At 53.5% G+C, this 15456-nt stretch carries 7 protein-coding genes; all 7 read left to right on the top strand.

Annotated features, from left to right (window positions below; all coding sequences use genetic code 11):
• Positions 1–47 precede the first annotated feature (47 nt).
• The 7 genes from rbr (at position 48) to H8S65_RS09550 (ending at position 15433) form a co-directional block, all read left to right on the top strand.
• Positions 48–626: a rubrerythrin gene (gene rbr / locus H8S65_RS09580; RefSeq protein WP_186929769.1), complete on the top strand. Its 579-nt coding sequence runs from the start codon at positions 48–50 to the stop codon at positions 624–626.
• Positions 627–789: 163 nt separating this feature from the next.
• On the top strand, positions 790–1683 hold the full coding sequence (locus H8S65_RS09575) for an ABC transporter ATP-binding protein (RefSeq protein WP_186929768.1): 894 nt from the start codon (positions 790–792) through the stop codon (positions 1681–1683).
• Between the two features lie 16 nt (positions 1684–1699).
• On the top strand, positions 1700–4972 hold the full coding sequence (locus H8S65_RS09570; RefSeq protein WP_186929767.1) for a golvesin C-terminal-like domain-containing protein: 3273 nt from the start codon (positions 1700–1702) through the stop codon (positions 4970–4972).
• Between the two features lie 37 nt (positions 4973–5009).
• Entirely contained in the window at positions 5010–6485 is a 1476-nt protein-coding gene (locus H8S65_RS09565) for a TolC family protein (protein ID WP_374046315.1), read from the top strand.
• 1 nt (position 6486) lies between these two features.
• The gene (locus H8S65_RS09560) at positions 6487–7545 is read left to right on the top strand and encodes an efflux RND transporter periplasmic adaptor subunit (protein ID WP_186929765.1); all 1059 of its coding nucleotides are present in this window, start codon (positions 6487–6489) and stop codon (positions 7543–7545) included.
• Entirely contained in the window at positions 7542–10649 is a 3108-nt protein-coding gene (locus H8S65_RS09555; protein ID WP_186929764.1) for an efflux RND transporter permease subunit, read from the top strand. The genes H8S65_RS09560 and H8S65_RS09555 overlap by 4 nt, the downstream gene beginning before the upstream one ends.
• Positions 10646–15433 carry an efflux RND transporter permease subunit gene (locus tag H8S65_RS09550; RefSeq protein WP_186929763.1) on the top strand — a complete coding sequence of 1596 codons (4788 nt, stop codon included), beginning with the start codon at positions 10646–10648 and terminating at the stop codon, positions 15431–15433. The genes H8S65_RS09555 and H8S65_RS09550 overlap by 4 nt, the downstream gene beginning before the upstream one ends.
• The last annotated feature ends 23 nt before the right edge of the window (positions 15434–15456 follow it).

Here is a 15456-nt window from a genome sequence, read left to right as displayed (position 1 = left end):
TCAGGGCGATTAGACAAACTCATTTTATATATACATAAATTAGCGTTATGGAAAAAAGTATTAAGGGTACTCGTACCGAGCAGAATCTGCTGAAATCGTTTGCCGGGGAATCTCAGGCAAGAAGTCGTTACACATTTTTTGCAAGTGTAGCTAAAAAAGAAGGTTACGAACAAATTGCAGGCGTGTTTATGGAAACAGCTGAACAGGAAAAGGAACATGCTAAACGTTTCTTCAAATTCCTCGAAGGCGGTATGGTTGAAATCACAGCTGCTTATCCTGCAGGCGTGATCGGAACAACTGCTGAAAACCTGGCGGCTGCTGCTGCCGGCGAAAACGAAGAATGGGCTGATCTTTATCCGGCTTTTGCTGATATCGCAGACGAAGAAGGTTTCAAGGAAATCGCTGTCGTTTTCCGCATGATCGCAAAGGTGGAAGCTGAACACGAAAGACGTTATCGCAAGCTTTTGGCTAACGTGGAAGCAAACAAGGTATTCGAAAAAGACGAAGCTATCTTATGGCAGTGCCGTAACTGCGGTTTCGTATTCGAAGGCAAGAAGGCTCCGATGAAATGTCCGGCATGCGCTCACCCGCAGGCTTATTTCGAACCGATGAAACAGAACTATTAATCGATAGATTTACATAGTTTTATTTATTTTGAGGCACGGATTTCACGGATTACACGGTTTAATTTGATTTAAAACTGTGAAATCCGCGTGATCCGTGCCTTTTTTTATATTATAACTCCTATCTTTAGCCTCGCTATTTATATGAATCAGAATTTACCTGTTGATGAGCATATCGATAAGAAATCTCAATAAAGTGTATCCGAATGGAAACCATGCGCTGAAAGATGTCAATCTGGAAATACCGACTGGTATGTTCGGACTTTTAGGACCGAACGGGGCGGGTAAATCTACTTTGATGCGTATTTTAGTGGCTCTTATGGAACCGACTTCGGGCGAGGTGGATATCTGCGGATACGACCTGATGCGGCAACGCAAGGAGATACGGGGCATATTGGGGTATCTGCCACAGGATTTCCGGTTTTTTGCCAAATATAAAACGTATGAGTTTTTAGACTACGCTGCGCGTCTTTCCGGTATGAACCGTAAGTCTTTGCGAAAGAATGCGGTGGATGAGATGTTGGAAAACGTAGGGCTTTTCGATGTGCGCGACCGGTATGCCAACAAGCTGTCGGGAGGGATGAAGCGTCGTTTGGGGATTGCGCAGGCGTTGATCCATCATCCGAAAGTGATTATCGTGGACGAACCTACGACAGGGCTCGATCCCGAAGAGCGAATCCGTTTCCGCAACCTCCTGTCGGAAGTCAGTGAAAACGACGTGACAATCATCCTTTCGACCCATATCGTGGGCGATATATCGAGTACGTGCAACTGTATGGCGCTTATGAATAAGGGGGAAGTCTCGTTCTACGGTTCCCCGCAGGATATGTTGAGGCAGGCGGAGGGGAAGGTATGGCGCATACGGGTGACCGGCGACGAACTGCATGAGGTGGATAAACTGTACCCGGTTATCTCGACGATCCCGTCCGGTACGGGTTGGGAAGTGCAGGTGGTGGCAGATGAGGTGCAGGGATATGACGCGGAATCCTATCCGCCGAACCTGGAACATGCCTATGTCTACTATATGGAAAACAAGTTGAACCGTTGGAGAAACGATTAAAAGAGATCGCTTGCCTATGTCATTTATCACGAACATACGATCCGTAGCCAAATACGAAAGCAAGATATTGGTGAGAAGTTGGTTCTTCCGTCTCTTCACCCTGCTTGCCGCGTTTATTTTAGGTGTTCTCAGCTTTAGCTTGTTGTTGGCCGAAGATTCCGGAGGTTTTTGGTTCGGGAAAGCGGTTCCATCCAATATACCTTATCTGATCTTGTTGCTGTTGAACACAGGGCAGGCGGTGGTCGCTGTCTTTCTTTCGTCCGAATTTCTGAAACGGGACAAGAAGCTCGATACTTCCGAGGTTTTTTATGTCCGGCCTCTCAGTAATGCCGAGTATGTGGTCGGGAAGATATGGGGAAACCTCAGGGTCTTCCTGCTCCTGAACCTGCTGATATTGGCGATTGTGCTGGCTTTCAACTTTATGGCATCGGGCGTGGCGGTCGACTTGCCGGCTTATCTGGTTTATTTCTTCCTGATCAGTATTCCTACTTTGATCTTTATCATCGGGCTTTCTATTTTCCTGATGTTGCTGTTGAAGAACCAGGCGCTCACTTTTATCCTTTTGTTAGGGTATATCGGGCTGACCTTGTTTTATATACAGGATAAGTTCTACTACCTGTTCGATTATATGGTGTATAACCTGCCGTTGTTCAAATCGACGATCGTCGGGTTCAGCAACCTGGAGCTGATCTTGAACCACCGGGCGATTTATTTCTTTGCCGGACTGGGATTCATCTTCTTTACGATCTTTCTGTTCAGGCGGTTGCCGAATGCTAAAAGGAGCCATTATCCGTGGCTGTTCCTTTCGCTCTGCATGTTCTTGCTGGCATGTACGGCGGGCTTCCGGCATGTGCGTTCGATTCTGAGGGAAGGGGAGGTGCGTGCTTTGTACACAAGTATCAATAATAAATATGTCCATGAGCCGAAGATGGTGATCGACCGGTACGATATTTCGGTGGAGCAGAAGGTCGAAACGATCCGTTCCGTTGTCGGGATGAAGGGGACGGCGCTCGCTGCGTCGGAAGTATTTACCTTTTGCCTGAATCCCGGATTGAGGGTCGAGGAGGTGAAGGAAGGTGAGAAGCCGTTGGACTTTAAGCGGGAGGAACAGATTTTAACGGTGGATTTCGGAAGGAAGATAGCCGAGGGGGACACCGTTTCGCTTTCGGTCTGCTACGAGGGGCGGATAAAGGATGATTTCTGCTATCTGGACATTCCGGCGGAGGTCTTGCAGCAACCGTATGACAAGGAAATGCTCAAGCTCGATAAGAAATATAGTTTCCAGACTCCCGATTATGTGCTGTTTACACCCGAAACCTATTGGTATCCGCGCCCCGGTACGGGGTATAGCGACAAGAGTCCCGACTGGCAACAGGCCTATTTCAGCCGCTTTCGACTGGATGTGAAGCCGCTTCCCGGACTGGTTTCTATTTCGCAGTCGGCGAACAATCCCTATCAGTCCATCTCCCTGATTATCGGGAAATATGAACAGAAGAGCGTAGAAAGCGACAGTACGCTCTATAGTGTCTGGCATATAAAAGGGCACGATTATTACGAGGCGGCCTTCGATTCGATCCGCGATACGATTCCGGGGTTGATCCGCAACCTGCGGGAGAATCTCGAACGCACGTATAAGTTGAGTTATCCGTTCGACCGTTTTTCAGTGGTGGAGGTTCCGGCACAGTTCTACAGCTATGTCCGTCCCTGGTCGCAGGCGCAGGAAGTGGTGCAGCCGGAAATGGTTCTTTTCCCCGAACTGGGCTGCATGTTCAATCAGATGGACTTTGTCAAGCAGAAGAAAAACCAGTTGAAGTGGTCGAAGCGGGGAGGGCGTGAGATCAGCGAGGAGGAGGCGGAGATTCGGGTGATGAACAGTTTCCTGTGGATTTTCTCGCAGACGGAAGGTAGCTATAATTTCTCTTCCGGCAGCCGCGGCAAGTTCAATATCTCTTCTCAGAGCAATCCGTATTTCCTGTTTCCCGAACTCTATAACTTCCGGTATAATATCTATTCTTCCGAATGGCCTGTTACGAACCGGCTGGTCGAACTTTACCTGCAAAAGAAATCCGATAATAACGGATGGGAGCGCGAGATAAACGGGATCAGCAATAACGAGAAAGCGAACCTGCTGATGGAGCAACATTCGTTTAAGGAGCTTTTGTCCGATGTGGAACACCGCGATTTGCTGAATAACACGATCAGCCTGAAAGGGTATTGCCTGTTTGCTCCTGCCGAAGTGAATATGGGGGTGAGCCTGTTCCGGGATTCCCTGTATGCCCTGTTGGAACGGAACGAGTTTCGTAATATGCGTTTCGAGAACCTGTTGGATACGTTGGGGATGATCAGCGGGTCCGATATCCGTGCGGGTATTTCCGGGTGGGATTGTCCGACGCCTCTTCCTTTCTATACGATCGGTCAGCCTGAAGTGACCAAGATCACGAACAAGGGACAGGAGAGCTTTGTGCTGAAGCAATTAGTCAGCAATAATTCCGATCACGACGGTATGCTTCAACTCGATATACAGGCCGGAGGCTATGGGCCGGATATCGATCCGCGTACGAGCCGTAAACTGCCTCTTGCCGCCCGCCAGACCAAGCTGTTGGTAACGGTCTGGGAGGAAGTGCCTCGCCAGGTGGATGTGAATACGCTGATAGCCGGCAACCTGCCGAATGTCCTGAACCTGCCTGTCACCAACATCCGGGAAGAGCGGGAGAGGGCGGTCGATGCCGAAGGCGATTTCATCGTTGCGGACTTTTCTCCCGAAGCGGAAGGGGAGGTGATCGTGGATAATGAAGATCCTCTTTTCTCCCTGTCCGAACCGGCTGTCGTCGGGCTTCTGCCCAAGTGGCTCGACAAGGTCGAAGATACCTCTTTCAAGTATGCCGGTGTCTCTCCCTGGCGTGCCCCGTTGCAGTGGACGGCTACGACGAATGCCGCCTACTATGGCCGCTATATCCGGTCCGCCTATGTGATCAAGAGTGGCAACGGCAACCAGACGGCAACCTGGAAAGTTCCGGTTCCTTCTGCCGGGCAATACGACGTCTACTATTATGTTTCCAAAGACAATGAGCTGAAATATAATAAACAGGCCGACGGGGAATATCACTTTAAGGTAGAGTATGACGAGGAAAACGAAGATGCTTATATAGACCTGAAAAGAGCGAATGAAGGTTGGGAACCCATAGGCGCCTACTACTTCAGTTCCGATACGGTCCGGATCACCCTGACGAACGAGTGCAAGCTACGGAGCGTGACGGCCGATGCGGTCAAAATAGTAAAACGATATTAATAGAATTAGATACATGATACGAAGAGAGTTACTATCCATGAAAAAGATAATGCTGACGGCTGCCGTCTGCCTGGGGCTGTCTGCCCCGTCGCAGGGACAAATCTCGCTGACGATCGAGAAGGCGATGGATATAGCGGAAGAGCATAGCCCTTCCCTGCGCCGTTCCCACATGAACCTGGAACGTTATCAGCAGAACCTGGTTGCGCAGCGGGCTTCCTTGAAGTCGAAGTTCTCGTTGAACCTCAATCCGGTGGATTACAGCAAGAGCCGCAGTTTCGACAACCGCCTGTCTCAGTGGTACACGAACGAGCGGTTCAGTACGACCGGAACGTTCCAGGTGGACCAGCCGATCTTGTGGACGGATGGTGTCCTCTCGTTGATCAACCGTTTCGGCTGGCAGGATAACAACTCCAATATCGACGGTACGAAGACCAGTAACAAGGCATTCAGCAACGACCTCTACCTGCAACTCTCGCAACCCATCTTTACTTATAACAAGCGTAAGATGGAACTGCAACAGATCGAATATGATTATGAGAATGCCAACATCAGCTACGCCCTGCAAAGGTTGAGTACGGAAAAGGATATTACCCAGCAGTTCTATTCCGTCTATATGGCACAAAGCCAACTGGCCATTACCAGGGAGGAACTGACCAATGCACAGCAAAGCTACGAGATTATCAAGAATAAGGTGGAAGCCGACCTGGCTGCCCGCGATGAGCTGTTCCAGGCGGAAGTGAATCTCGCCTCCGCACGCTCTTCCCTGGAAGAACAGCAGGTGTCGCTCGAAAACTCGAAAGACCAGTTGAAGCAGACGTTGGGGATGGACCTGAACGAGGACATCATGGTCTTTGCCGAAGTACAGATCAAGCCGGTGGAAGTGAATCTGGAAAAGGCGATACAGCATGGCCTCGAATCGCGCCTGGAACTGCGTCAGCGTGAGATCGAGAGCAAAGAACTGGCTTTCGATATGATCAAGACGAAGGCTCTGAACGAGTTCAAGGGGGATATTGCTCTCTCCTTCGGCCTGATCGGCGATAACCGACATCTGGAAAAGATTTATAATAACCCGACACAGAACCCGCGTGTCGCCATCAGCTTCAGTGTCCCGATCTTCGACTGGGGAGAGAAGAAAGCCCGTGTCAAGGCGCAGGAAGTAGCCCGGAAGATCAACCAACTGGAGTTCCATGAAGACAAAGTCAACATCGAACTGAACATCCGCCAGACCTGGCGCAGCCTGGAGAACCTGCTTTCGCAGATCAAGATAGCCGAGCAGAACGTCGCAAATGCGCAGCGTACCTACGACCTGAACCTGACCCGTTACCGGGAGGGCGATATCACCGGTATGGATATGAACCAGTTCCAAACCCAGCTTTCGAATAAAAAGATCGCCTATACGCAGGCGCTTATCAATTATAAGATCGAATTGTTGAACCTCAAGATACTTTCCCTCTACGACTTCGAGCACGACGTGCCCATTGTCCCGATGGAAGATTTAGTAACGAAAAAGTAGTATGAATATGAAATATACAATCACATCTCTCTTATTGTTTGTCCTGTTGGCGACCGGTTGCAATAATCAGCCGCAGAGTACGCAGAACGATATTGCTACACCCGTGTCGGTGACGGAATTGAAGAAAGGCTCTATCAGCAAGTTGGTCAATACGACCGGGACGGCACAGCCTACCTACGGGGTAACGCTCAATTCCGAAATGAGCGGCCTGTATAAACTGCAAACCAATCCCCGTACAGGCAAGCCCTTTAAATTAGGGGATATCGTCTCCAAAGGACAACTGATCGTCCGCCTCGAAGACCGGGAATACGAAAACGGCATCGCTATCGACGCCAAAGAGTTGAGCCTCGAAATAGCCGAGCAGGAACAGGTGAAGCAGAAAGCCCTGTATGAGAAAGGCGGTGTGACGCTTAGCGAAATGCGTAACACGGAAGTGAAAGTGACGAACGCCCGCTACGACTACGAGAACGGTAAGCTCAATTTAGAGAAGATGAATGTCAAAGCACCTTTCGACGGTGTGATCGTGGACTTGCCCCATTACACGTCCGATGTCCGTATCGAACAGGGGAAACCGGTAGTCGGCATCATGGACTATGCCCGTATGTACATGGATATCAACCTGCCGGAAAGTGCTATCGGGTATGTGAAAGCGGATCAGCCGGTCTATATCACCCATTATACGTTGCCCGAAGATACGATCCGGGGAGTGATCAGCGAACTGTCGCCCGCCATCAGTTCCGAAACCCGTACCTTCAAAGGGAAGATACTGATACAGAATGACGGCTTGAAACTTCGTCCCGGTATGTTCGTCAAAGCTGATATCGTGGTGAACAAGGCGGACAGTGCCATCATCATACCGAAAGATGTGATCCAGTCCAACCGTCGTGTCAAATACGTTTATATCGTCGAGAAGAACACTGCTCTGCTCCGCGAGCTCAAGACCGGGCTGGAAGACGACAAGAACATCCAGGTACTGGAAGGGCTGAAAGAGAACGATAACTTAGTGGTGAAAGGTTTCGAGACATTAAAAGAGAATGCAAAGGTAAAGGTTCAGAAATGAAAAGTATTATCAAATTTGCGGTAAGCAACCCGGTTACGATCTGGATGCTGGTACTGGCGATCCTGCTGTTGGGTAAGATTTCCTATGACCAGTTGGCGGTCGACCTGTTGCCCGACCTGAATAATCCCCGCCTCTTCATCGAGCTGAAGGCAGGCGAACGTCCGCCGGAGGAGATCGAGAAGCAGTTTGTCAAGAACATGGAGTCGATGGCGATCCGGCAGAGCGACGTGACACAGGTATCATCCGTGATCCGTGCCGGTTCCGCCCGCATCACGGTCGAGTACACCTGGAAGAAAGATATGGACGAGGCTTTTCTCGACTTGCAGAAAGCCATGAACCCTTTTGCCCAAAATAAGGATATCACCGAGCTCAAGATCACGCAGCACGATCCGAACCAGTCCCCCGTCGTCCTGATCGGACTTTCGCACCGCAGCATTACCGACATGGCGGAGCTTCGGAAGGTGGCGGAGAGCTATATCCGTAACGAGTTGATCCGTCTGGAAGGAGTGGCGGATGTCACGCTGTCGGGTGACGAGGTCAGTACGCTAATGATCCGCACGGACCCTTATAAATTAGATGCCTTCAAGTTGACGATAAATGATCTGTCTTCTAAGATAGAGGCGAATAACCAAAGCATATCCGGCGGTCGTGTCAGCGAGTTGGGCCTGCAATACCTGGTCAAGAGTTCGAGCCTGTTTGCGACGGAGAGCGATTTTGAGAATCTGATTGTCGGTTACAAGCCGGTTACGGCCGAGGCTACGGCTTCGGGGACTTCCGGTGCGGCTTCCGCATCGTCTACGGACAAGGCTCCGATCTTCCTGCGCGAAGTCGCTACCGTCAGCTTCGAGAATGCCCGCCCGGAAAATATTGTCCGCATCAATGGCGAGCGCAGTATCGGGCTGTCCGTTTATAAGGAGATGCGTTTCAATACGGTGAAGGTCGTCGATGGCGTGATCAGCCAGTTGGCGGTTATCGAGCAGGCGTTGCCCGGTTACCGTTTCCAGGTGATCACGAACCAGGGAACCTTTATCAAGAATGCGATAGGAGAGGTGAAGAGCAGTGCCGTCTTGGGGATTATCCTCGCTGTGGTTATCCTGTTCGTCTTCCTTCGCCGTCTGGGGACGACGTTGATCGTCAGCCTGGCTATCCCGATTTCCATTATTGCCACTTTCAACCTGATGTTCTTCAATCATCTTACGCTGAATATCATGACGCTCGGCGGATTGGCCCTCGGAGCCGGCATGCTGGTGGATAATGCGATCGTGGTGATCGAAAGTATTTTCCGTAACCAGGAGAAGGGCATGACGATACGCGAAGCTGCCATAACGGGAACCTCCGAAGTGGCCGGTGCTGTCATTGCCTCGACGCTGACGACGATCGTCGTCTTCCTGCCGATTGTCTACCTGCATGGCGCTTCCGGAGAACTGTTTAAGGATCAGGCCTGGACGGTGACGTTCTCGTTGGTGTCGTCGTTGTTTGTGGCGATCTTGGTGATCCCGATGCTGTATGACCGGATTACCGGACGGCAGGATCGTGGTGCTGGTGGTGGTACACGGGGGGGAAACGGCATCCGGATTACCGGTTACAGCCCCTTGTTGCGTACGCTGCTCCGCCGCCGTTGGGTGGTGATCGGCTGCGCTTTGATGTTGCTGGTGATAGCGGGGTTGTTGGTTCCCTTTATCGGTACGGAGTTTATGCCGAGAGCCGGGAGCAAGGCGTTCTCTGCCGTTATCAAGTTGCCGGAAGGGACTCCGTTGGAGCGTACCGCTTCGGCTGTCGGTAACCTGGAGGATTTGATGCACACCATCTCGCAAGACTCCCTGTGTACGATCTACAGCCATGTCGGATCGGGCAGCGGTTCGGAGAATGATATATTCGAAGGGGAGAATACGGCTGTCATGAAAGTGATCCTTTCGCCCTCCTGCCCCGTCCCGCCCGAAGAGGTGATGGCACAGTTCGTACAGGCTACCGAAGATACCGAAGGGTTAGAGGTCACCCTGAAGCAGGAAGAGAACTCCCTCAGCTCCCTTTTGGGAAGCGAAGGAGCCCCCATCGTGGTCGAGGTAAAAGGAGAGGAACTGGACGAAATAGCGGCTATCACAGAAGAAGTAAAAGAACGGATCACCGGTCTGCCGGGACTTTACAATGTCCAGTCGTCCGTTGAAGACGGCGCCCCGGAGGTAACGATCTCCGTCGACCGCACGGTTGCCGGCATTCATAATGTCAGCGTCTCGACCGTTATCGAACAGTTGAAGCAGCAGCTCGGCGGCCTCGAATCCGGCAAGATGGAGTACCGGGGAGAGATGCGGGATATCCTGATCAAGGTTCCCGATATCACCTTGCACGGCCTCGGCGGGCTGGTCATACGAAGCGGCGAGAAAGAGTTCCGCCTGCAGGAGATCGCCACGATCACCCATTCGCAGGCCCCGAAAGAAATCTTCCGACGCGGGCAGAACCGCATCAGCAAGGTGACGGCCAACCTCGATGCAGGCTATTCGCTCGACAAGGTTGCCGGCGAGATACGCCTTGCCGTGAAAGATATCGACCTCCCCGCCAACTATTCGATTACCGTCACCGGCGAGGAAGAGAAGCGCCAGGAGTCCATGAACAGCCTGATGTTCGCCTTGGTTCTTTCGGTGATCCTGGTCTATATGGTGCTTGCTTCGCAGTTCGAGTCGCTGTTGCATCCCTTCACGATCCTGCTGACGATCCCGTTGGCGGTGGTAGGAGCGATCCTGCTGTTCTTCCTGACGGGGACGACGATCAACATGATGGGAGTGATCGGCATCGTGATGCTGGTCGGCATCGCGGTGAACAACTCGATTATCCTGGTCGACCGTATCAACCAGTTGAAACAGTCAGGAATGGAACTGACGGATGCCATCGTGGAATCCGGCCAGCAGCGTATCCGCCCGATCCTGATGACGACGCTCACGACGATCCTCGCCCTCCTGCCGATGACGTTCGGTTTCGGCGAAGGCGCTTCGCTCCGTTCACCTATGGCGATCGCGGTGATCGGCGGGTTGGTGACTTCGACCGTTATGAGCCTGGTGGTGATCCCGTGCGTATATTATGTATTTGAAAAAATGAAAAGGGGAAGATGAACTTTTTACTACATAGAAGGATTGCGATCTGTATGCTGTTCATAGCCCTGACAGGATTGGGCTACGTGTCGTACAAGCAGTTGCCGGTCGAACTGTTGCCGAATGCGGAGCTTCCGATGCTGTTCGTGCAGGTCGCGTCGGCGCAGGATATGGACCCGTCGTATGTCGAGTCGGAGGTCGTGATCCCCCTCGAAGGAGCCATCGGAACCATAGGCGGGGTAGAGCAGATCGAGTCCCGGATCGACAGCCGCCAGTCTTCCATCAAGATCGATTTCAAGCCGAATATCAACTTCAAGATAACCGCCCTGAAGTTGCAGGAGAAGATCAACGAGACCGCCTCGTCGCTTCCCGAAGGCTTTACGGTACAGGTGCAGAAGGTCGATGTCTCGATGCTTGCCGGCGGCTTCATGTCGCTTCAGGTACGCGGATCGGGCGGTACGGACCGCGTCCGTAACTTAGTGGAGAAAGAGATACGGCCCGATCTGGAAAACATCGACGGCATCGCCTCCGTCAATATCTACGGCGGGCGCGAGAAGGCCATCGAGGTGCAACTCGATCCCGACGCCTGCAAAGCCCTCGGCCTGACTCCTTCCGGCATCAGCAGCCTCCTGGCGCAGAATACGCAGGAGAAGGCTTTCGTAGGCAATACTAACGAGCCTGACGGGAAATACTTCGTCCATGTCAACTCGCCTTATACCGAAGTCTCCGACCTCGAAAACATCGTCGTCGCTCCCGGTCCCATCCTGCTGAAAGACATTGCCACCGTTTTCTTCGATATGAAGGAGGAGACAAGCTACAGCCGGGTCAACGGCAAGGATGCCGTCTCCGTCTCCCTGCTTGCCGACTCGCAGGCCAACCTGATCGGGCTCTCCCACCGTACGGCCGAAGTGATCGACCGCCTGAACGAGCAGCTTGCCCCGCTCGACCTCTCGATCGTGGTAGAGAACAACCTGGCCGAGACGATGGAGGATAACATCGACCAGATCATCCACCTGGCGATCGTGGGCGGCCTGCTTGCCGTCGTCATCCTCTGGCTTTTCCTGAAGAACCTCCGGTTGGTGTTCTTCATCGCCCTGTCTATCCCGATCTCCGTCTATACGGCGTTCAATTTCTTCTACGGGGCAGGGATTACGATCAACAGCCTTACGCTGGTCGGCGTGGCGCTGGCGATCGGCATGCTGCTGGACAATAGTGTGGTGGTCTTGGAGAACATCTACCGCCTCTCGGCCTCCGGAGGCACGCCCGAACGTTCCGTGACGCAAGGTACGCGCGAGGTCTGGCGTTCCATCCTCGCCGCCACCCTGACGACGGTCACGGTCTTCCTGCCCTTCGTCTTTTCCGATAATTTCCTGATCAAGCTGATGGGCCACCATATCGGCGTCTCCATCATCTCGACCCTCCTGATCTCCCTCGCCGTCGCCCTCCTTTTTATCCCGATGGCTACTTATACGGTGTTGCGGAAGCCGGAGAGGGGCACGGTCTTTTACGAGAAGGTCTCTGTCACGCAGCGGCCGGTACAGATCTATTTAGTGCTGTTGAAGACCTGTATGCGGAATCCGGGGGTGACGATCTTCGGGGCCGTCATCCTGCTGTTCCTTTGCCTGATCCTCTCTATCTCCCTGAATATCCAGGACCGGAAAGAGGTGGAGAGCGACCGTTTCAGTATCTATGTGACGATGCCGACCGGCAGCACGCTGGAGAATGCCGACCAGGTCGTCCATGTCATCGAGGAACGCCTTGACGGGTTTCCGGAGAAACAAGACCTGATCAGCCGTATCCGGGAAACGGATGCCGAGCTGACACTTGTCCTCAAAGAAGATTACCGCCAGATCGGGAAGCGCAGCATCGCCGATATCAAGTCCGACGTGCAAACCCGCCTCCGCACCATCAACGGCGCCGAAATATCCCTTTCCGAAGCCGGAGGCGGTGCGGGCAGGGGTGGAAGCGGTTCCGGGGATATGATGGGCGGCATGGGCGGCTTCATGCGCCTTTTGGGTATCGGCGAGAACCGGGAGCGGATCGTGATCAAAGGCTCCGACTTCGACCTCATGCAGCGGGTGGCGGAGGACTTCCGCTATTACCTCGACGAGCAGGAGTTCATCCGCAATACCCGTGTCTCCTACAGCCGCCGGCAACCGGAGATCCGCCTCGGCTTCGACCCGATCCTGTTGACCTCCTACGATATCTCCCGCCAGAACATAGCCTCCGGCCTCACGTCGCTAAACCCGGAGATTTCGTCCGGGACCTCTTTCAAGGTAGGGGAAGACACCTACGATATCATCATCCGCAACCGGACGAACCGGACGGAAGAAGAGGAAGAGGCCGACAAGAACCGGGACAAGACGGTGGACGACCTGCGCGAAGTGCGCATACCGAGCGCCTCCGGCGGCCTGCACAGGCTCGAAGATATCGCCTCCGTCAACTATGGCCGCGGACGTGCCCGCATCACCCGCGTGAACCAGGACAAGCAGATCGAGTTGTTCTATTCCTTCTCGCGCGACGTCGAAGAGTCGAAAGACCTCCTCGAAGGCTACCGGTCGGATATCGACCAGTTGGTGTCGGGCTATAACCTGCCTTCGGGCGTGGCGGTCGAGGTGTTCCACGAGGAAGACATGCTTGCCGACTTCAAGTTCCTGCTGTTGGCGGCGTTTATCCTGATCTTCATGATACTGGCTTCGGTGTTCGAGTCCTTTGCGACGCCGTTCGTCCTGCTGTTCTCCATCCCGCTGGCGGCGATCGGTTCGCTGTTGGCGTTGCTGCTGACGGGCAACAGTTTGCTGAACAATGCGAACGTGATGGTCGGGTTCCTGATCCTGTTGGGAGTGGTGGTGAACAACGGCATTATCCTGATCGACTATTCCAACATCCTCCGCCGGCGCGGTTACCGCCGCAACAGGGCGTTGATGACGGCCGGGCTGTCGCGCATCCGCCCGATCCTGATTACCTCCATTACGACGATCGTAGCCATGTTTCCGATGGCGATGGGCAACTCGGAGTATGCCGGAGCGATCGGTGCGCCGTTTGCCATTACCGTGATCGGTGGCCTTTCCTTCTCGGCATTGCTGACGCTGATCCTGATCCCGACCGTCTGCATGGGATTGGAAAACACGTTGCAATGGTACAGGGGGCTGTCCCCGAAAGTGTGGGTGCTGCACGGCTTGCTCTTTACGGCAGGCGCGGGCTGTATCTATCTGTATGGCGGCAGCCTCCTGTGGCAGTCCGTCTACGGGGTGTTGTTGTCAGCCGGTATTCCGGGCGTGACCTATTTTATGCAGGCAAGCCTCCGCCGCGCCCGTTCGAAGGTGATCGATCCGGAGGCGGACATCCATATATCCGTCCGCAACTTAGTGAAGATATACGACTGGCCGGGACGTGTCAGCCGCCAGTTGCGGAGCGGCCGTCTGCACCGCGTTCCTGCGCCTGACGCAGGATCGCAAAAGATCAGCCCTGATCCCTCCTCTGATTATGCAGATACCGCCGGTGCTTCTGCGATCCCGCGTCTGGCGCAGGAGAGAGGGTTCTTTATGGAACTGGGCTGGCAGTTCGCCCTGTTAGGCTTCGGCGTCTGGTTCACCTGGTTCTTTGTCGACAGCAGGCTGTGGATCTTTATCCTTTCCTTCGCTGTCTATGCCGCTGCCCTTTACCTGTGGCGCAAGGTGCGCGAATACCTGTACGGGCGGTTTGCGGGGAGCCGGGCGGTGAAATACGTCAACCGGGCCATCTTCTGGGGCCTTCCTCCGCTGATTCTCTTCGGCCTGTTCCGCAGGTTGGACAATCCGAACTTAGTGGGGACGGTCGGGATGCTGTGGGCGTTCTGCATAGCTGTCTATGTGACTTCCGGCTATCTGTATGAGAAGGAAATCAATATCGAGCGTGTAAAAGGCCGTTTCGCCGGGCTGCGCCGTTCGTGGTTCCGCATGGTGAAAGGCATTCCGCTGATCGGGAAACGCCGCCGGCCGTTCAAGGCGCTCCGGGGCGTATCGTTCGAGATCCGTACGGGTATGTTCGGCCTCTTGGGACCGAACGGGGCGGGCAAGTCCACCCTGATGCGTATCGTCTGCGGCATCCTTGAACAGAGCTACGGCAGTATTTGGATCAACGGACTGGACACGCGTGTCTACCGGGAGGAGTTGCAGAGCCTGATCGGTTTCCTGCCGCAGGAGTTCGGGACATACGAAAATATGTCGTCCTGGGAATTTCTCGACTACCAGGCGATCCTGAAGGGCCTTGTCGATCCCGGCCTGCGCCGTGAGCGGTTGGAGTATGTCCTCCGGGCCGTCCACATGTCCGACCGCAGGGACGAGAAGATCGGTTCTTTCTCCGGCGGTATGAAACAGCGTATCGGCATCGCCCTGATCCTGCTGCACCTGCCGCGTATCTTAGTGGTTGACGAACCGACTGCCGGACTCGACCCGCGCGAGCGCATCCGTTTCCGTAACCTGCTGGTGGAGCTTAGCAAGGACCGCATCGTGATCTTCTCCACCCATATCATCGAAGACATATCCAGTTCGTGCAGCCAGGTGGTGGTGATCGACAAGGGTAGCCTGAAGTATTTCGGCGATCCGGTCGATATGGTCGGCATGGCAGCCGGAAAGGTCTGGCAGTTCGATATAGATAAGACGGAATTTGAACAGGCATTGGATAAATCCCGCATCGTCAACCATATCCAGAAAGACGACCGCATCCGGGTCCGTTACCTCTCGACCGCCTCCCCCTATGACGGGGCGGAACAGGTGGAACCGAATCTGGAAGATGCTTATCTTTGCTTGTTAAAAGGGTTGTAGTTACTTTTGGCTTGATCCAAAAG

Source organism: Parabacteroides hominis (assembly GCF_014287585.1).
GTDB classification, from domain to species: domain Bacteria; phylum Bacteroidota; class Bacteroidia; order Bacteroidales; family Tannerellaceae; genus Parabacteroides; species Parabacteroides hominis.
This window is presented reverse-complemented; position numbering and strand designations above follow the sequence as displayed.

Bases quoted from the DNA above. Each gene is read 5' to 3' on its own strand.
- rbr (WP_186929769.1), top strand. From the start codon at position 48: ATGGAAAAAAGTATTAAGGGTACTCGTACCGAGCAGAATCTGCTGAAA.
- H8S65_RS09575 (WP_186929768.1), top strand. From the start codon at position 790: ATGAGCATATCGATAAGAAATCTCAATAAAGTGTATCCGAATGGAAAC.
- H8S65_RS09570 (WP_186929767.1), top strand. From the start codon at position 1,700: ATGTCATTTATCACGAACATACGATCCGTAGCCAAATACGAAAGCAAG.
- H8S65_RS09565 (WP_374046315.1), top strand. From the start codon at position 5,010: ATGAAAAAGATAATGCTGACGGCTGCCGTCTGCCTGGGGCTGTCTGCC.
- H8S65_RS09560 (WP_186929765.1), top strand. From the start codon at position 6,487: ATGAATATGAAATATACAATCACATCTCTCTTATTGTTTGTCCTGTTG.
- H8S65_RS09555 (WP_186929764.1), top strand. From the start codon at position 7,542: ATGAAAAGTATTATCAAATTTGCGGTAAGCAACCCGGTTACGATCTGG.
- H8S65_RS09550 (WP_186929763.1), top strand. From the start codon at position 10,646: ATGAACTTTTTACTACATAGAAGGATTGCGATCTGTATGCTGTTCATA.